Source organism: Chryseobacterium sp. L12 (assembly GCF_056133985.1).
In genome coordinates, this window is the sequence record NZ_JBVYOF010000001.1 from 499,800 (window position 1) to 519,995 (window position 20,196).

General features: G+C 43.1%; 14 protein-coding genes. 10 read left to right on the forward strand and 4 right to left on the reverse strand.

The genetic code is table 11. The features are described from left to right. Nucleotide 1: 1 nt before the first annotated feature. The 10 genes from AC0NBN_RS02490 to AC0NBN_RS02535 are packed head-to-tail and all read left to right on the forward strand — an operon-like array spanning nt 2 to nt 11,132. Entirely contained in the window at nt 2-3,184 is a 3,183-nt protein-coding gene (locus AC0NBN_RS02490; RefSeq protein ID WP_160811720.1) for an efflux RND transporter permease subunit, read from the forward strand. 20 nt (nt 3,185-3,204) lie between these two features. Next, nucleotides 3,205-4,317 carry an efflux RND transporter periplasmic adaptor subunit gene (locus AC0NBN_RS02495; protein WP_160811719.1) on the forward strand — a complete coding sequence of 371 codons (1,113 nt, stop codon included), beginning with the start codon at nt 3,205-3,207 and terminating at the stop codon, nt 4,315-4,317. A 5-nt stretch (nt 4,318-4,322) separates the two neighbouring features. Next, nucleotides 4,323-4,889: a TlpA family protein disulfide reductase gene (locus tag AC0NBN_RS02500; RefSeq protein ID WP_160811718.1), complete on the forward strand. Its 567-nt coding sequence runs from the start codon at nt 4,323-4,325 to the stop codon at nt 4,887-4,889. A gap of 49 nt (nt 4,890-4,938) precedes the next feature. Next, nucleotides 4,939-5,385, forward strand: a complete 447-nt coding sequence (locus tag AC0NBN_RS02505; RefSeq protein ID WP_160811717.1) for a protein-disulfide reductase DsbD N-terminal domain-containing protein — start codon at nt 4,939-4,941, stop codon at nt 5,383-5,385. Between the two features lie 10 nt (nt 5,386-5,395). Then, nucleotides 5,396-7,072: a cytochrome c biogenesis protein CcdA gene (locus AC0NBN_RS02510; protein ID WP_160811716.1), complete on the forward strand. Its 1,677-nt coding sequence runs from the start codon at nt 5,396-5,398 to the stop codon at nt 7,070-7,072. 28 nt (nt 7,073-7,100) lie between these two features. Next, entirely contained in the window at nt 7,101-7,679 is a 579-nt protein-coding gene (locus AC0NBN_RS02515; RefSeq protein ID WP_160811715.1) for a TlpA disulfide reductase family protein, read from the forward strand. Nucleotides 7,680-7,696: 17 nt separating this feature from the next. Further along, a complete protein-coding gene (locus tag AC0NBN_RS02520) occupies nt 7,697-8,320 on the forward strand; it encodes a TlpA family protein disulfide reductase (protein ID WP_141814661.1) in 624 nt (207 codons plus the stop codon). Continuing rightward, nucleotides 8,313-8,798, forward strand: a complete 486-nt coding sequence (locus tag AC0NBN_RS02525; RefSeq protein ID WP_235904542.1) for a DsrE family protein — start codon at nt 8,313-8,315, stop codon at nt 8,796-8,798. Before AC0NBN_RS02520 ends, AC0NBN_RS02525 begins: the two co-directional genes overlap by 8 nt. A gap of 33 nt (nt 8,799-8,831) precedes the next feature. Then, entirely contained in the window at nt 8,832-10,250 is a 1,419-nt protein-coding gene (locus AC0NBN_RS02530) for a bifunctional metallophosphatase/5'-nucleotidase (protein WP_160811714.1), read from the forward strand. Between the two features lie 54 nt (nt 10,251-10,304). Beyond that, nucleotides 10,305-11,132 (forward strand): RteC domain-containing protein, encoded by an 828-nt coding sequence (locus tag AC0NBN_RS02535; RefSeq protein WP_160811713.1) that lies wholly within the window; start codon nt 10,305-10,307, stop codon nt 11,130-11,132. A 72-nt stretch (nt 11,133-11,204) separates the two neighbouring features. Here AC0NBN_RS02535 and AC0NBN_RS02540 read toward each other — a convergent pair whose 3' ends face one another. The 4 genes from AC0NBN_RS02540 to AC0NBN_RS02555 all read right to left on the reverse strand — a co-directional run bounded on the left by AC0NBN_RS02540 (nt 11,205) and on the right by AC0NBN_RS02555 (nt 20,190). Next, nucleotides 11,205-16,652, reverse strand: a complete 5,448-nt coding sequence (locus AC0NBN_RS02540) for an N-6 DNA methylase (protein WP_160811712.1) — start codon at nt 16,650-16,652, stop codon at nt 11,205-11,207. Next, nucleotides 16,639-17,076, reverse strand: coding sequence for a DUF1896 domain-containing protein (locus tag AC0NBN_RS02545; RefSeq protein ID WP_160811711.1), 438 nt, complete (start codon nt 17,074-17,076; stop codon nt 16,639-16,641). The genes AC0NBN_RS02540 and AC0NBN_RS02545 overlap by 14 nt, the downstream gene beginning before the upstream one ends. Before the next feature lie 145 nt (nt 17,077-17,221). Next, a complete protein-coding gene (locus AC0NBN_RS02550; protein WP_160814106.1) occupies nt 17,222-18,103 on the reverse strand; it encodes an ORF6N domain-containing protein in 882 nt (293 codons plus the stop codon). Beyond that, complete coding sequence (locus AC0NBN_RS02555; RefSeq protein ID WP_160814107.1) at nt 18,103-20,190, reverse strand: type IA DNA topoisomerase; 2,088 nt, start codon at nt 20,188-20,190, stop codon at nt 18,103-18,105. The genes AC0NBN_RS02550 and AC0NBN_RS02555 overlap by 1 nt, the downstream gene beginning before the upstream one ends. Between the last annotated feature and the right edge of the window lie 6 nt (nt 20,191-20,196).

Genomic DNA, 20,196 nt, shown 5'->3' on the forward strand with positions numbered 1-20,196 from the left:
TATGAACCTGATAAGATTTGCGTTAAGGAAACCGATTGCTATTATGGTAGCAGTGCTTACGATAGCTTTCTTTTCCTATAACACAGTAAAAAAAATAAACGTAGATATATTCCCCGAAGTGGAATTGCCTGCGATATATATTGCTATGCCTTATGGTGGTTTGTCGCCAGCCTATATGGACGGGTTTATGGCAAATGAGTTCCAAAAGGTACTCCTGTTTGTAAGCGGTGTAAAGAACATCGACTTCAAAAGCGTACAGGGATTAACACTGATGAAACTAACATTTTATCCCGGAACGGATATGGCACAGGCAGCCGGAGAGGTTTCTACCTTTACCAACCGGGCAATGGGCTTCCTGCCGCCCGGAGCCGTACCGCCAATGGTAGTACGGTTTGACGGTAGCTCACTCCCTGTCGGGCAATTGGTATTTGAAAGTGAACAGCGTTCGGTAAACGAATTGCAGACACTCGCCATTACGAAAATCAGACCGATGTTTACCGAAATTCCCGGTATCACTTCTCCAGCACCGTTTGGCGGTAATATTCGTTCGATTATCGTAAACATCAATCCCGAAGCAATGCAGGCGAGCGGGCTAAGCCCCGAAGAAATAACAGCCGCCATTACTAAAAACAGTCTGCCTTCGCCTGCCGGAAATATCCGCATAGGCGATGAAAACCTGATGGCTCCGATTAACTCCATTGCCAAAAATCCCGAAGAATTTTTGAACACGCCTGTAAAAACAAGTGATAACCGAACTATTTATGTGCGTGATGTGGCAAGCGTGTTGGACGGTGCAGATCAGACCGTGGGCTATGCGGTGGTTAATGGCAAACGGTCGGTTTACCTCCCTATCATCAAAAAAGCAGATGCCTCCACTTTAGATGCCGTAAAGAACTTAAAGGCTTCTATACCGATGCTCAAAAGCCAGTTGCCTGAAGATGTTGATGTCCGTTACGAATTTGACCAATCGACCTACATCGAACGTTCGCTTTCCAACCTGATACACGAGGGCATATTGGGAGCAGTTTTCACAGGCTTAGTGATATTGCTGTTTTTAGGCGATACTCGGGGAGCGATTATTGTGGTACTGACTATCCCGATTGCTATCCTATCAGCCGTTACAGCACTGCATCTTTTCGGGCAAACCATTAATATTATGACATTGAGCGGGCTTGCCCTTTCCATCGGTATCCTGGTCGACGAAGCCACGGTAACGATAGAGAACATACACCAGCATATGGAAATGGGCAAATCCAAACAGCGGGCAATCGTAGATGCCTTGCTCGAAATCTCTATTCCTAAATTACTGATATTGCTCTGTATCCTTGCGGTACTTACACCTGCCTTTATTATGACAGGTATTCCGAAAGATATGTTTATGCCTTTGTCTATGGCGGTGGCATTTGCAATGGTCGCTTCCTTTTTGGCTTCGCAAACCTTTGTGCCGATTTTGGCAAACTGGATGATGAAGAACAAGCATAATGATGAAGCCAGCACACCAAGAAAACGGGCATTCTTTGACAAGTTCCGTGTCAACTATTCCTACCGGATGCGTAAATGGTCAACAAAGGCAACCCCGCTTTTTATAGCATATGTTTTGGTTGCAGGATTGGTTACCGCTTTACTGCTCAACGTAGTGGGTACAGACGTAATGCCTGTTTCCAATAACGGCGATTTTCAGCTACGACTGCAAGCCCCGCAGGGAAGCAGGCTCGAAAAAACGGAGCAGCTTGTAAGAGATGTTACTGATGATATTCGTGAAATAATACCTGAAAACGGTATCAAACTGACTTCCGCATTTGTAGGAACACACGCCGCAGGAACGCCTATCAATCCGATATTCCTATTTACAAGTGCTTCACACGAAGCAGTATTGCAGGTATCGGTCAATCAGGATGTGTATGAGGGTTCTATGGAAGAACTGAAAGAAAACATACGCAAAAAGATTGCCGAAAAGCACCCGGGTGTCGCTTTCAATTTTGAGCCGATGGAACTTACCGAAAAGATTATGGGACAGGGTGCAATGACACCTATCGAAGTAAAAGTAGGAGCCAATCAGATAAAAGGAGCATTTGCACACGCATCAAAAATTGAAGCCAATCTTAAAAAAGTGCCTTACCTGCGTGATGTCCGCATTGCCGAAGCTATCGCTTATCCTACATTGGAAATAGATGTAAACCGTGACCTTGCAGGACAGTTCGGGCTTACGATGCAGGATGTTACCCGAAGCCTTGTTGCCGCTACTTCTTCTACACGATATACCGATAAGAACCTGTGGATAGACCCGAAATCGGGATTGGTATTCCAAACACAAGTGCAGATACCTGAAGCAATTATGCAATCCGAAGAAAAGCTGCGGTCGCTTCCGCTGAAAAAAGGAAGTCTTCGCCCTGTGTTGGAAGATGTGGCTACCATACGCAAAGTTACATCGCCTGCACAGGTAAACCGTAAGGGACCTAATCGATACGTTACCGTGGTTGCCAATGTATATGGCAAAGATTTGGGTACAGCTTCCAAAGCGGTTAAGCAAGCCATTAAAGATGCCGGAGAACCGCCACGTGGTACAAACGTTTGGACGGAGGGAACATTACAATTATTGGATGATACATTAGGAAGCCTGTTAGCTGGTTTGGGCGTAGCCATTATTGCCATATTCCTGATGCTTTCGGCTTATTACCAATCGTTCAAAGTACCGTTGATTATACTTTCTGTTTTACCAGCCGTGATTGCGGGAAGCCTTATCATCCTTTTTCTTACTGGAAGTACACTTAACCTGCAATCGTATATGGGTATCATTATGTCGCTCGGTGTATCGGTGTCCAATGCGGTATTACTGGTTAATCAGGCAGAGTTCTACCGCAAGAAATTAGGATTAAAACCGAAGAATGCGGCAAGGCTCGCAGCTTCATCCAGGTTAAGACCTGTAATAATGACTGCCGCAGCTATGCTGGCGGGTATGTTGCCAATGGCAATGGGCTTAGGCGATGGAGCCGAGCAGGTAGCACCATTGGGCAGAGCCGTTATCGGGGGGCTTATCGCTTCTACGGTAACTATCCTTTTGTTGGTTCCGCATTTCTTCTCTTCCCTGCTGTCGAGAACAAAAGTGATTAGCCCGTCATTAGATCCTGATGATTGCGAAAGCAGATATTACAAGGAGCCATCGGCACAACAAACTATATCATAACTCTTAAAATATTAAATACAATGTATCAAAGCATTTCAATAAATAAAAAATCAGGTATAGGACTGGCAATGGCGGCAGTGCTGACAATGGTTTTCGCTTCCTGTTCAAATAAAACGGAAGAAAAAGGACAGGGGCAAAAAAAGCAGGAAGTAAAGGCTGTTAACTATCCTGCCAAACCTGTGCAGTTCATCAATCCCGAATACGAAATATCTGTACCCGCAGAATTGAAACCGTATGAGCAGGTAGCCGTTTATGCAAAGGTTACAGGTTTTGTAAAACGAATGTACGTAGACAGAGGGGATCGTGTGCGTAGAGGTCAGCTTTTGGCGGTGCTGGAAGCTCCTGAAATGAACCAGCAATATCTTTCTGATAAGTCCACGGAGCAAAAAGTATATAGTGATTATCTGTACGCAAAACAGGCTTATGACAGATTGGTAACCGCTTCCAAAACAACAGGAGCGGTTGCGGATATTGAGCTGGACAGGGCAAAAAGCGCAATGCAAAGTGCCAAATCAGCTTATGATGCTTCTAAAGCAGGTACGGCGCATTCTTCGCAATTGCAGCAGTATCTCCGCATTACAGCACCGTTTGACGGCGTAATTACCGACAGGAATGTTTCGGTAGGTGCATTGGCAGGAACTGGAAGCAATACGCCCTTATTTATGATGGCTCAAAGCAATAAGCTAAGATTGACCTTATCGTTGCCTGAAAAACACGCTTCATCCGTAAAACAGGGTATGCCTGCCACCTTTACCGTCAGTTCACAACCAGGTAGAACATTTGATGCCGTACTTTCCCGTACATCGGGCTTGCTCCATCAGCAAGACCGCTCCCTTACATTGGAGTTTGATGTAAGCAACCCCTCCGGCGAATTGCAGGGCGGCGACTATGCGCAGGTAAAGCTAAAATTACAGCGCAAAAATCCTACTTATTGGGTGCAGAGCAAAAGCGTGTTGAACACGCAGTCGGGAACGTATGTGCTGACCTTAAACGACAATGAGGTAAAACGTATAGCTGTAAGTGAGGGCGTTCGTTTGGATACGCTGACCGAAGTGTTCGGTAATCTTTCGCAACAGGATAAAATTATTGTAAAGCCTTCGGAAGAAATCAAAGAGGGCAAAATTAAAAAATAGGGATTATGAAGTTGAACATAAAAAAAATAGCCCTGCTCCCGCTAATAGCGATTACGGGATGGGCATACGCAGCAATCAATAGCAATGGTATTGATGGAAGTATGAATAAAAATCAAAACACTAATGGCTTTTCGCCATTAGTGTCAAATGCGCAACCAACGCCTGATTTAAAGTTCAAGGACGAAAACGGAAAAACCATTTCGTTACACTCCTTAAAGGGCAAGGTTGTCTTTATCAATCTTTGGGCAACGTGGTGTCCGCCGTGTATTCACGAAATGCCCTCTATCAATGAACTGCGGAAGACCTTTAAGGATAACAAGGATCTGGTATTCCTGATGGTCGATGTGGACGGGAAAATAGAAAAGTCAAAAGAGTGGATGAAAAAGAAAAAATTTGACCTCCCTGTACACGTTCCCGACGGCGACATACCCCGTGAGCTATTTACGGGTTCTATCCCAACCACCATTATTGTAGATAAGCAAAACAACATCATCGGCAGGCAGGTGGGCGGCGCAGACTATTCGTCTAAAGAAGTCATTGACCTGATGACGAAACTTTTAAACGAAAAATAGTTGGTAATAAATAAGAAAAATATTCAGTAACAATTAAAAGATAAAAACAATGAAAAGGATAATATTTTTTGTCGCATTCTTATTCATAAGTGCCGCATCATTCGGACAAATACTAAAGCCTGTAAAATGGTCTTATGCTTCAAAACGTATCAACGATAAAGAAGCTGTACTGCTTTTAAAGGCAACCATAGAAGACGGCTGGCATATCTATTCGCAGACGGTTCCTAAAAACGGTCCGCAGCCGACAAGTTTTTCGTTCCAATCGTCGAAAGCCTACCAATTGAGCGGAAAGGTATTGGCAGCTAAACCTATTGTAAAGCACGACCCGACTTTTGATATGGAAGTGGGTTACTACAAAAAATCTGTGGTGTTCCAGCAAAAGGTAAAACTAACAGGAAATTCGCCTACGGTAAAAGGTACGCTTACCTATATGGTTTGTAACGACAAGCAATGCTTACCGCCTGAAGAAGTAGCGTTCAGCATTCCTGTAAAATAAAGGATATAATATGAGATTAATAGCGAAAATATTAATGGTACTATTCATCAGTGGTTTGATGGCTGTTACTGCAAATGCGCAGACGGACAGTCTTGTATCGTATGATGATGTGGAGTTTACAGAAATAACGGAGCAGCAGCCCGTTCAGCAGGATAGTATCGCAGCATCAAAAGAGCCGGAAACTTCGTTAACAAAAGAAAACGGGACTACCTTGCAAAAGAATGGAGCCAAAACGGATAAAGGTTCCTTATGGGCAATTTTTATTGCGGGTTTCATTGGCGGTTTTGCAGCACTTTTAATGCCCTGCATTTTCCCGATGCTGCCCTTAACCGTGAGTTTCTTTACCAAAAGCGGGCATACCAAAGGCAGAGCCGTAATGCAAGCAATGATGTATGGCTTATCCATCATACTCATTTATGTATTATTAGGCATTTTGATAACGGTTATTTTCGGGGCGGATGCACTTAATAGCCTGTCCACAAACGGGATTTTTAATTTCGCTTTCTTCGTTCTTTTAGTGGTTTTCGCTTTTTCATTTTTCGGTGCGTTTGAACTTTCTTTGCCCGCTTCGCTGGCGAACAAATTAGACCGTAAAGCAGACCGAGGCGGTTTGTTGGGGCTTTTCTTTATGGCGGCAACATTAGCGGTCGTGTCATTTTCCTGTACGGGTCCGATTATCGGAACCTTGCTGGTACAGGCTGCCACAATGGGCGAACTTTTAGGTCCCGCCATCGGGATGCTCGGCTTTGCATTGGCATTGGCAATACCGTTTACACTTTTTGCAATGTTCCCAAGCCTTTTAAAAAGCCTGCCGTCTTCGGGTGGCTGGCTGAACAGCGTTAAAATTACGCTCGGCTTTTTGGAACTGGCTCTTGCACTGAAATTTTTAAGCAACGTTGACCTTGCCTATCATTGGAATTGGTTTGACAGGGAGGTCTTTTTAGCACTGTGGATTATTATTTTCGGGTATTTGGGCTTTTACTTATTGGGCAAGCTACGCTTTCCCGGCGATAGTCCTGCGGTAGATATAAGCCTGCCAAGAATGGTGCTGTCAATGGTGGTGCTTGCATTTACCCTGTATATGGTTCCGGGATTATGGGGCGCACCCCTTAAATCCATTTCAGCATTTTTACCCCCACAGGCTACACAGGATTTTGACCTTTATACTTCGTCATTAGGCAGAACACAAGCAAGCTATTCAACGGATGGCAAAGCCCATAAATATTCCGATATATTCCACGCTCCGTTAAACCTGAACGTATTTTTTGATTACGACGAGGGAATGGAATATGCTAAAAAAGCGGGCAAGCCCGTGATGCTCGATTTTACAGGACACGCCTGCGTGAACTGCCGTAAGATGGAAGCATCGGTATGGTCAGACAAAGATGTACTCCGGCTATTGAACGAAGAGTTGGTTATCATACAGCTTTATGTGGATGACAAGACCGCCTTACCGGAGGCAGAGCAATTTGTATCATCGTTCAGTGGTAAAAATATCCGTACCATAGGCAACAAGTGGAGCGATTTTCAGGCGAGTAAATACAACGCCAATTCGCAACCCTTTTATATGCTTTTAAACCCCGCCAACGAAGAAATTTTGGTAAACCCTATCGGAGCAGATTATGACCCGAAAAGCTATTACAGCTTTTTGCAATCTGCGATAGACCGATACAAGAATAAAAAATAGAATTAGAAACAGTAAAAAATCACAGAATATGAAAACGCAGTTTAGAAATTTGGCAGTTCGTTCCGGGATTTTCATTATTACAGCTATCTCGCTGGCAGCTTGTGGAAATACGGATAAGAACAAAGAGAACAAGGTAGAAAGCGGAAATACCCCGACGGAAGAAGTTGCAACAACGGAAGCCCCTGCTCCGGCAGCTTCGGATATTTCTTTTAAGGACAAAAGCGGTAAAACGGTATTGTTAAGTTCCTTAAAAGGCAAGGTGGTATTCATCAACTTTTGGGCTACGTGGTGTCCGCCCTGCATCCACGAAATGCCCTCTATAAACAAACTCAAACAATCTTTTAAAGATAATGATGACATCGTGTTTTTAATGGTGGACGTGGATAACAAGATAGAGAAGTCCACTGCCTTTATGAAAGATAAAGGATATGATTTGCCTGTTTATGTTCCGGCAGGAGATATACCCCAAGACTATTTAGGCAGTGCTATCCCGACTACGGTTATACTCGATAAAAGCGGAGATATGATAGCCCGTATGGAGGGCGGCAGGGATTATACAAGCCCCGAAATTATCAAAGCCCTGAATGAATTGGTAGAAAGTAACTAACAGATAAAAATAGGATTATGCTGAACAATAAAGAGGTTTCCAAAAAAAAACCGCCTGCCAGTAAATGGCAGTACATCAAGAAAAATGCCTTTACCATTGTAATGGTCATTTTTGTAGGAATAATGTTTGTCAGCCCCGATGCAAAATCATTCGTGCTGCGGCAGCTAATGGCAACAGGGCTTTTTAATGCAAGTATGGATAAAAAAGATGCGGCTACGGCGAGCCAGGCGAACACGGATTTTGACTTTACGGATGAAAAAGGCAATGTACAAAATACCGCATCATTAAGAGGTAAAGTTGTGTTTATCAATTTTTGGGCATCGTGGTGTCCGCCTTGCAGGGCTGAATTTCCCTCAATCGAAACACTTTATACCCAATTCAAAAACAACCCTGATATGGTCTTTCTGACCATCAACGAAGACAATGACCCCGCAGCAGGAAAGGCGTATTTGGAAAAAGAGAAATTTTCAGTCCCGATGTATCAATCCAATGGTAATGTTCCGGCAGAAATTTACTCTGGTTCATTGCCTACTACCGTTGTATTGGATAAAAAAGGAAAAGTCAGATTGCACCACGCAGGATTTGCCAATTACGCCTCAGACAAGTTCGTAAAGCAGATAGAAGAGTTAATAAATGAATAACGAAACAAAAGGAGTTTTTAAAATGAAAAGATTACAAGCCTTGTTTATAGTGGTATTGTGTTTTACATCTGTCAGCATTTTTGCACAGCAAAAAACCGATGCAGTTTTTGAGCCTGCAAAAGCATATAAAAAACATTACAACGCTCTATACATCTTGAACGAAGCAGAAGATAAAAAAGTAAGGGGCATACTTCGCAATATAAATAATGTATTGACTGACCCACGACTGAAAGGCAAGCTACACATAGAAGTCATTGCATTTTCTGACGGGGTGGAAATGTATAAAAAAGCGAACAGCTATCAGGAATTATTGATTGCGCTAAAAGACAAGGGCGTAGTATTCGCTCAATGTTCAAAAACGATGGAGGAACGAAAAATTGAAAAAAAAGAACTGTTTGATTTCGTGAATTATGTTCCGAGCGGTAACGGAGAAATTATATTAAGGCAATATGAGGGTTGGGCGATTGTTCATCCTTAATCAAAAAATGTTTCAAACCCAAAATTCAATATTATGGAATTATCAATAGGATTTATAAACGATGTACACGGCTATCTCGAACCACATCCCGAACTGTTTTACAACAAAGACGGAGAATATATAAAAACAGCGGGCGGATATGCAAGGATTGCAACCATTTTTGAGAAGATAAAAAGCGAAAATGAACACGCTTTATTTTTCGATGGTGGCGACACCTTTCACGGAACCCTGCCAGTAGTATCTTCAAAAGGCGAAGCAATTGTACCTATTCTAAACCAGCTCGGTCTTAGTGGGATGGTTGGACATTGGGATTTCGCTTACACACCCGATCATCTGCTCTCGCTGGCAGAACAGCTCAATTACCCTGTACTGGCGATTAATGTTTTTAACGAGGACGGCACACTATTCCTAAAGCCCTATTCATTTATCGAAACTGGCAATATCAAAGTAGCCGTGATAGGTATTTGCGCCAACATTATAGATAAAACAATGCCCGATAAATTCAGCAAAGGAATATATGTAACCGATGCAATGCAGGAAATAAACGGCTACGTGGACGAAGTGAAAAATCAGGGTGCTGACCTTATTATACTTCTTTCACACAACGGCTTTCCGCAGGATATTGAGTTGCTGAAACACACCGTTGGGATTGATATTTGCCTTAGTGCGCATACCCATAACAGGCTGTATGAACCTGTAAAAGTGAATGATACTATTGTAATTCAATGCGGTTGCCACGGCTCTTTTGTGGGACATTTGAAGCTATCTGTTTCAGACAATAAAATCACACACCACGAATATGAGCTTATAGAAGTCAATGAGCAAGTTGCCAGCGACAGATCTGTGGAGCAGATGGTAAACGATATTATGGTTTCATACAGAAGCCTGCAAAAGCAGGTAGTCGCAAAGACAGACAACATTCTGCACCGATATTCTACGTTTTCATCGTCAATGGATGATTTATTATTAGAAGCTGTCCGTAAAGCGGCAGGTGTAGCTATTGCATTCTCAAACGGCTGGCGATATGGTGCGCCTATTGACAAGGGGGATATCACCGTGTGGGATTTGTACAATATGGTTCCGATGAACCCTGTAATTACCACCGTAGATATGACGGGGCAAGAAATAATTGATATGCTGGAAGAGAACTTTGAACGAACATTTGCAACTAATCCAATGCAGCAAATGGGCGGATATTGCAAAAGGCATATAGGCTTACAAATTAAATTCCATATCGAAAACCCCTGTGGCTACCGAATAGAAGAAATCTTATTCGAGGGCGTACATCTTAATAAGCAAAGCATCTATAAGGTTGCCTACATCACCCAACAAGGTGTTTCGGATAAATACGGCAGTAACAGAATAGATTTAGAAGTAACTACCGTACAAGCCCTAATTACTTACTTGAACGAAAGTAGCGTTGGCTCGGATGCCAATTTTTCGGGAGAATGATCCTGCGGGAATACGGGTTTTACTCGTAATTATTTTAACATTAAGCTGCAAGCTATGGATAAACAATATGAAAATTACGTACAAAACTTAGAACATAAGATTGAAGAATTGACAGCCGAAGCGGAGAACCCGATTGGCTTAGCTCATCAATTAATAGAACTCCTATTAGGTTGTATGGCTGAACTAAAATCTTATGTAATGGAAAATGGTTTTAAAAATGTTGACGAAGAGATCTATTTCTTCAAACATATAAAACCAGTTTTTCTTTCCAAGCTCATTTATCACAATGCCATCTATAAAATAGAAACTAAAAAGCCTTATGGCAATGGCAAAGCCATAAAGAAATATATCGGTAATGAACTTGCAAAGCTGAAAAGGTATTTTGATAACAACCTCGACTTTTACAAGTATTACAGAACAAACAATACCTATCTTGATGAAAAATATTTTATCAGGGGCAAGTACGATATAAAATTGAGCTTAGATACCTACTACTTTGAAACAGACCATAATTTTACCACTTCCCACGATTATAAAGTGGCTAAAATAATTGCCAATGATTTGATACAGGTCTATCTCGAAGACCAGCTTAATTGCAGCAATAAGAAAAAGGCTTCTGAAAAATCGCCGTTGAACTGGACGGGAAGCAAAACAGCATTAACCGAACTCATTTATGCGCTGTATGCACAAGGGATATTTGACAACGGAAATGCCGATATTAAAATAATCGCCAAAACCTTTGAAACCACCTTTAATATTGATTTAGGCGACTTCTACCATACATTTATGGAACTGAAAGCCCGAAAGATAAACCGCACCAAATTTCTTGACAGCCTGCGTGATGCGCTTATAAAACGGATGGATGAGCAGGAAGAAGAATAAGATTATAAATTCGAACAAAAAGAAAACGGGGATCTGCAGACCCCGTTTTCTTTTTGTTCGTTCTCATTACAATTATAGCGCACCCCTCGGAAAGTGAACACCTTTTGTGCGTACAATGCTTTCCGAAGCCTCGTGATTTTCTTGCTTTTTTTCGGCTTGTTCCGCAGGTTCTTCTTGTGTTTCGGGTTTTATAGATAAGTGTATTTTACGTTCAACAGAAGCCAGCTCTGTTTTGAGTTCGCTCAATCGGTTCTCTTTGCTCCACGTACCGTTCAGCACTTCCTGAAGAACAGGTACATCCTTTTGTATTTCGGCTATTTTCTTTTGCTCCTGTTCAATGTAGGCGGGTAGCTTCTCCAAAGCATTAAGAAAATTAGCAGATGCCAGCTTTTCATCTTTAGCGATAATACCGTTGTTATACGTGTATTTGATATTGCCCTCGCCCTGTATCAGAAAACGGTTTACCCGAATATCCACACCGTCTTTTTGCGACATTTCCGTTTTTACCAAAATCTGAAAACCGTAAAGGCTGCCAATTTCCTCATAATCTCCACCTGTACGGGAATTGTCCGCAAGCTGGTTGAGCTTTGCACCGATCTGTTTTATATCCGCATCGGGCGGTAAGCCGTCCAGCTTGATAAGGTTTGCAACAGTTCCGTCAGGCAGTTTTTGGATACGCCCTTGCAGGTTATTCCAGTCAAGGCTCATACAGTCAAAGCGGGATTGGGCTTTCTCCATATCTGCCGTGTAGTCGTCCAACTTGTATTTGGCACTATACTTAGAACGGTTGAACGATTGCCTTTCGCTTTCCAGCCCGGCAATCTGTTTTTCAATTTTGGCTTTATCCAAAAGGTCGGTATTTCCCATAAGGATAGCCACATATTCGGAGAAGTTCATACCCGATTTTTCGTCCATACTGCCCTCGTCAATCGTCCGTTTGCCGAGATTGTTGGACTTTAATTGGTTTATGAATAGCTGTTTGTTGTACAGCAGGTTGAACTTATAGCTGTCCAACGATTTTTCTACTGCATAGATAATTACGTCCACTTTGTTATTATTAAAATGTTTAGCGATTTCGTTGCCTTTTCGGATAGCCCGACCGTCCCTTTGGGCAAGGTCAGACGGTCGCCACGGCGTATCTAAATGATGTACAGCAATGGCTCTTTTCTGTGCGTTTACGCCTGTACCGAGCATACTTGTAGAGCCGAACAGCACACGGATTGTACCGTCGTTCATTCCATTGATAAGTGCCTTGCGCTGCTTATCGTTTTTGGCTTCCTGTATAAAGCGGATTTCGTGCGCAGGTATGCCGTGGTCTTCAACGAGCTTGCGTTTAATTTCAGAATACACATTCCATTCGTTTGGTTTGTACGTCCCCAAATCCGAGAAAACGAACTGTGTACCTTTCTGTGCATTAAACTTGTTGTAATACTTGGCGATGTTTGCTGCGCAATGTGAAGCCTTATTGTCAGGATGGTCTTTGTAATGGGGGCTTACCATTCGCATATCGAGCGACATCTTACGGGCATAGTCCGTAGCGATGAGCATCTTGGCTTTTTCTTCCTTTTTAGATAGCGGTTCTCTGCCTAACAATTCGCCCTTGCCAGTTTTGGCAAACTCCATCAGTTTTTGGATAAAAACTTCCTGGTCAGGCGTAGGCGGTATGTTATAGAATATCTCGTTCTTTTCGGGACGATCGATACCAATCATTTCCGCAGTACGGTAATCCGTGATTTCGGAATAGAATTGCGCCAGCTCAGGCACTTTGATAAAGTAGCGGAAACGCTCTTTTGCCACGATATTGTTAGCCACCGAAAACTCATAATCGGTTGTTTTCTTCGCATAGATTGCCGCCCACGCATCAAATGAATTGATGCCCTGTTTTGCCAACGCCCGTGGTCGCAGGTATTTAAAGAGCAGGTATAATTCGGTAAGCGAATTGCTGATAGTAGTACCCGAAAGAAAGGTTGCGCCCATATCCGCATCAATACGCTCCTGTATGGTACGGACGGCAAACAAAAGGTTCATTGCCTTTTGGCTTCCCTGCTGATTGCCCAATCCCGCAACCCTCGAATGCCTTGTATTAAACATCAAATTTTTGAACTGGTGGCTTTCGTCCACAAACAAATGGTCTATGCCCATCATCTTGAAATCCACTATATCATCTTTGCGGTTTTCAATATCGTGTTGCAGGGTTTTGAGCTTTACTTCGAGGTTTTCTTTCTGTTTTTCAACTCCTGTAAGCATCCATTTGGTTACATCATCGCCCTGGCTTCGTAATACATCGAGGTTTTCCTCTACACTGTCCAATTCTACTTGCAGAATTTCCTTTTGTATTTCGGGCGATTGGGGTATCATTCCGAATTGGTCGTGGGTCAATATCACACAGTCCCACTCGTTGTTTTTAATATCGCCGAAAATCCGCCTGCGTTTTTCGGGCGTAAAGTCATCTATGCCCGGATAGAGGATTTTAGCGTGGGGATAAGCGGTGCGGTAGGCTTCGGCTATTTCGGGTACATTCGCTTTCAGCCCGATAATCATCGGCTTGTGGGCTAAGCCCAACCGCTTCATTTCCTGTGCGCCTGTACACATAATCAACGTCTTTCCCGCACCCACTTCGTGGTCGCAGATAGCACCGTTATTCAGCTTTATCATCCAAACCGCATCCTTTTGGCTCGAATACAGGTCGTCAATCTTTAATCCCTTGCGATCTAATCCCGGAAACTCCTGATGTGTGCCATCATAATTCGGGCGGACAAAACAGTTAAAGGTATCGTTGTACTGGTCTGTAAGCCTTGTTTTGAATTCATCGTTCTGGGCGTGAAGCCAGTCGGTAAAGGCGGTTCGGATTTCGTCAATCTTGGTGTTCGCCATTTGTATGGCTTCCATATCCCGCACCTTGACATCTTTTCCATCTATCTCTACTGTTTTTGAAATGTCGGGTGTGGTATTGACAAGGGCGTGTTTGAGCAGGGCAATCCCGTCATACGTCCGGCTTTGGGCTTTTACCGCATATTTATCCCAAATATGTACGTTCTTCTGTTTACAGGTTACGGAAAAGTCATCGGCACTATCCGAATAATGTACACGTACTTCTGCATCGAAAAGGTGCGATGCAAACCGTGCATAAATGCCCGTGGGTATCCAGCGTTCGCCTAAATTGAAATCGAGTTCTTCAAATTCAATCTTTGTCGGTCGGGCTTCTTCCAAAACGCTAAGGCTTTCTTTGGCTTCGGCATTATCAGGATTATTTTCGAGGTAGCTTCTTACTTCCACCGCTTTTTCAACCACGTTGCCGGCAACCCAGCGTTCCGCTATTTCATATTCCTTTTGCAGTGGATTATAGTAAATGCGACCGTGTAAGGCTTCTTTCAAAGCATCGGTAGGCATACTACTTATTTCGGACATATAGCCCAAATCCACGCTTCCGTATTTGTTCAGCGAAGCCGATAACGCTTCTTCGGGGTTGTCCGTCGCTATGGTTGTGTTAGAAAAACTTACGGGACGGCTGAATATATCTGCCTTATGGATTACACCGCCAACGACACGCTCCAAATAGGGCATTTCTTTACCTGCACTGTCCGTTTTAATCAGCTTGATATTATCGGCACTGTTGAGGTTGCCGTATCTTTTGACAAAGGCATCGTACAGGCGGTTAAGGGTTTCCCTTTCTTCCTGATGTTCGGTTTGTTGCTCCGCTTCTTTGATATAAAGCTGCTGGTAAATATCACGTACCCCGATATACGCTTCGGCTCTTGCTTTTTGTAAAGTGGGTAATTGCAATGGGTGGAACGTTGCCTGCTTCTTGCCGTCGTCATCCTGGTAAAAATCTTTGAGATAGCCCACCCAACCATTATCCACCACAAGACAATCGTTTCGGTGGAACGATTGCAGTTTGCCACTGTACGGCGCAGGTTCGGGAATGGCATTAACAACGGTGTTAGGAATGGCTGGCTTATCAGCTTGGCCATTCCCGTTGGGTTGCGAAAATAAATCGCCAATTATTTCCTGTTTTTTGCCGTTGGATGATGTATTACCGTTGGCAGAACTGTTAGAAACAGGAGGCACATAAGGTTGTTGCATTACAGAAGTGAACAGGTCGGGCTGGCGACCAATAGGCATCCGTTTTTTTCGGGTGGTCTGCCTTTGCGTTGGTGTTGCTTTCTTTGGCAGGGTAAGAACAGCTACGGGTTCTTCCGCATTTTCAAACAGGTCGAAAATGCTTAGCTGTTTTAATTCCTGTGTACTTTCCTGATGAATTACCGGAGTTGCGGCGGGTTGCGGCTTTTGTTGGATGATAACAGGTTCAATAACCGGAGGCGGAAAAGGTGGTGTAACCGGAATTTTGATAACAGGCTCATCGTTCCGTTCGCCTTTGTATAAAGAAACATTCAGATGCTTGCTAAAATCAGCAGAAAGCATCTGCTTCAAATCTTTGGCGATACCGTCTAAACCGTCTTTATGCGTGTAGATGAATGAGGGTTTTCCGTAAGGGTCGGTGTCTATTTTTTTGTCGGTATGAACCACCCTTTCAAGGTTGCCCAACAATACATTAGTAGAGAAGTTTTCCGCTGTTATATATGTATCACAGAACTTATTTTCTCTCCAGGAATTTTTTTGCTTTTGTGTGTCTTTTTGTAATATAATTAAATCACTGCCAACCTCTGTGCCTGCATAATCTGTGAATAGGTTATTAGGTAAGCGGATGGCTGAAACCAGATTGTTATCCTGCATTAAAGCCCTGCGTATCGGCTCATTCTTTGGGCTGTTTAAAATTCCCTGTGAGGTAATGAAAACCTGTAAACCGCCCTCACGGAGCATATCATTACCTTTCAAAAAGAAATAATTATGGATGCTTCGGGCAGCCTGCTCTTTTGCAGGGTTGCGGCTTCGGGAATAAGAAAGGTCGAAAACCGAAGTATCGCCAAAGGGGATGTTACTGGCAACGACATCGTAGCTGTTTTGTTCCTTTTCGGGTATTTCCTCAAAACCGCTTATGCGGATATTGCTTTGCGGATAGAGCTGTTTTAAAATCTTACCTGTGAGCAGATCCTTTTCGTAAGCGGTTACACTTGCCTGTTGGTTTTTTGAAAAGGATTGTATGAACGAGCCGATACCTGCGGACGGTTCGAGGAATTTATCAATCTTCAGACCGCTGTCACGTAATGCGTTAGAAACAGCATCTATAACCTGCGGCGGTGTATAGAATGCCGTGAGTACAGAACTGCGCATACTGTCCACATAAAGTTTGTATTGCTTTTCGTCTGTGGCATTCTCTTTTAAGACCTGATGCAGTTCCTGTGTAATCGGGAAAAGGTCGTGTTCGGTTTTTCTCCAATTATTGATGTCTATTTCATTCTCTACGGGGTTCAGAACGAATTTAAGACCGCCAAATCCGCTGTATTGCATCATTAGCAGTCTTTCGCCTACGGTGGCTTGTCGGTTCTCCTTTTCCAGTTTAAAAGCAATTCGCAGGGCATCAATATTCTCTTGGAGATGTTGGCGTTTACTGAAGCCCATTTTCGGCTATCCATATTGCGATTGCTCCGGTTATTTCGGTATAGAGCAGGTCAAACTCTGTGGTATAAGCGAAATCATCAGTTAACTTGTATTTGGCAAAAACAGGTTCGATAACACGGAACATTTTCAGGGCAAATGGTCGCAGTTCCTCATCTGCCATCAGGGTATCAAACTCATTGCAGACCACTTGGAAAATGGTATCGAAACGGGAGAAATGCAAGCCCTCAAACAGAATGTAATTGGCTATCTCGTTGCACTGCTCAATAGCGTTTCCCGAACTGAAAGCACCCTCGTAAGCATTGGCAGCCCACGAAGAACGCTGGTCTATAAATTTCTGATCGCCTGCTTTTTCGGGAAAGCCGGAATTAAGGTGTTCTTGAAGTCGTAATCTGTAATACGACAAGTCTTTTTGCTGTGTACTCATACTATAATTTTGTTTAGAATTTTGCTTTAAGACTAAAATTATAGCGGTAGATAAGAGCCTTTAATAATGTGGCAGGGTTTGGCTTTGAGAGGCGGGATTTGGCGTAACGGGAAACAAAAACCCTCTGAAATTTCAGAGGGTTTATTTATTGTGTGTTTAAAATTTGTAGCATTATGCCGACTTCAATATCCATTCGGGAAAAGGCAAACCACTTTTTGCCCAAATCTTTGAGCGATGCCCCGATATGGTACAGTTCTGTATCGTCTATAATCAAAAAGCGGTCGTGGGCATCGGCGAAAAGCTCAACTTCAATCGGGGCATACTGGCTGTTGTACCTTTGCACATCCAGCCGTAGCTGGTTGCTGATAGTTTTGGTATAGATTGTTGCGGTTACATTGTCGCTGCGCTTGCCCAATAGGGTCAGTACCGTATCGTCCACATAATTATCAAGCAGGATAATGGAGCTTTCGGCACTTCGGATAATGTCGGCAACAAAAGTATAGGCATCGAAAACCTGACCCTTGTAAAAGATACCTTTTTCGCTGTGGAGCTTGTCGCTTTCCAAAGCCTTAAAGATTTGCTCAATTTTTTGGTCGGCTTGTAATTGCTTCAATTCGATGTTGTCCAAACGATGAAACAAGGAGGCGTTACTGATAAGCATACGCCGCATTTCTACGAAAGCATCTATTATCTCAATACTTACTTTTACGGCAACATCCGAGCGAAGCACCGCAGACAGCATCGCTATTCCCTGTTCGCAAAAAGCGTGGGGCAGGTAACGTCTTCCGCCTCGCCCCACGTTTGAGGTTCCAATTTGGAACCTCAAAAAATCACTTTCCTCATCGGTCAGTTGGAAGCAGAATTTTTCGGGAAACCTGTCTAAATTCCTTTTTACCGCTTTGTTCAGTATTTTAGTTTCCACTTGGTACAATGTAGCGAGGTCGCTGTCCAGCATTACCTGTTTACCACGAATGGTATAAATCAGGTTCCTGATTTCTTTAGGTATGATAGTGGGCTTATTTTCCATTACTTTTTGTAGCTTTTATTTTTGGCAAACTCAAAAGAGGTTTTAAAATCCTCGTTCAATACGATGTAGGCATCAAACTTTTTTCCTGCTTTGCTTTTCATTCCTTTGAGAAGATTAGTTTTTCCTTTGTTTACAAGGTTTTCAATATCGGCAACACTGATCTGTACTTCGCACACATTGCGGAACTGTACCCAATTACATTTTTCATCGGGACATTTGACAATCTTATCACGGATAATAAGTTGCTGGCTCTTACATTTAGGGCAGACCAATTTAGGCAGGTTGTTTTGGGCAATGGAAGTTTGCAGCAATTCATCAGTAATTGTTTTTGCATACACTTCCATTTCCTTTTGAAAACTTCCGGCATCTGCTTCGTTGTTTTCAATTTTCTGCAAAGCGAGTTCCCATTCGGCGGTCATTGCCACGTCTGCAATTTTTCGGTTTTTGACCAGCTCATAGACCTGCAATCCTTTTTCTGTTGGGATTAGGGATTTCTTTTCTCGTTGGATATAATTGCGGGTAAACAGGGTTTCGATAATCGCTGCTCTTGTGGCAGGTGTACCAATACCGATGTTTTGAAGGACTTTTCGTCCTTCCTCGTTTTCGATTTCTTTTCCTGCGGTTTCCATTGCCGACAAAAGCCCTGCTTCGCTATAAAGCACAGGCGGTTTGGTTTTCTTTTCGAGAATGGCAGCTTCTTTTATTTTGAGTTCATCGCCTTTTTTCAGTTCGGGCAAATCCTGTATGGGTTCTGTATCATCTTCCGAAAAGTTACCTTTAATCATACGCCAGCCAGCTTCTAAAATTTTACAGCCCTTTGCCGTAAAATCGTAGTGCAATGCCTGTAAGGAAACATCGGTTATTTCTTTGATGCAGGCTTGCGAAATGGCTTCGAGCAAGCGAAAGGCAATCATATCATACACCGCATTTTCGTCTGCACTCAATACGGACGGGATTTTATCTGTAATCAATAATCCGTGGTGGTCGGTAACACGCAAATCATTCACGATACGTTTATTGAAACGCCCCCATTTAATTTTGGATAAAGCAGTTTTGCAGGTTTCCCTGTTTTGTAACGCTCTAACAAGATTGGGAATTTCAGCCCACATATCTTCAGGAATGTACTTGCTCCCGGTACGTGGGTAGGTAATAAATTTCTTTTCGTAGAGGCTTTGGGCGATATTCAACGTTTTTTCGGCAGACAGGTTCAGCTTTTTGTTGGCTTCCTTTTGCAAGCCTGTAAGGTCAAAAAGCAGGGGTGGTTGCTCCGTTACGTTTTTACTTTCTACGGCGATAACAGTTATAGTATTTCCGTTTCTTTCAATAGAATTTAATGTATCGTCCGCCAGCTTTTTATCCTGCCATTTGGTAACGGAAATGCTTTTAAAATTAATCTGTTCTTTGTTATGCAAGAGCTGTATCTGCCAGAATTTCTGTATGGAGAAATTTTTGTTGTCGAGGTAGCGTTTACAGATCAAAGCCAATGTCGGCGTTTGCACCCGACCGAGCGAATAAATGCCGTTGCCTGCGGCTATGCTTAACGCCTGCGTAGCATTGATGCCTACGAGCCAATCGGCACGGCTTCTGCCTTGTGCCGCCTGATACAATCCGTCAAATTCCTTTCCGTCTTTCAGGTTGTCAAAGCCCTGTTTAATGGCTTTTTCGGTCAGCGAGCTTATCCAAAGACGTTCAAAAGGCTTACGGCATTTTAGGTACTCATAAATGTACCGGAAGATGAGTTCGCCCTCCCGACCTGCATCGGTGGCTACGATAAGGCTTTCACTTTGGTTAAACAGCTTTTCAATGACTTTTAACTGCTTCAATGCTCCTGCATCGGCTTGATAGCCTTTGTCCTTTTTCACTTTCCGGACGGTCAGCATAAAAGGGTTTGGAAGTATCGGCAATGATGCTTTGTCAAACCCCGAAATCCCGTAATCTTCGGGCATTCCCAATCCTATCAGATGTCCGAATGCCCACGTAACAAAATAGCCGTTACCTGTAAGGTAGCCGTCCTTTTTATCGGATGCTCCCACAAGTCCGGCTATTTCCCTTGCTACGCTTGGTTTTTCTGCAATAATTGTTTTCATATTGAT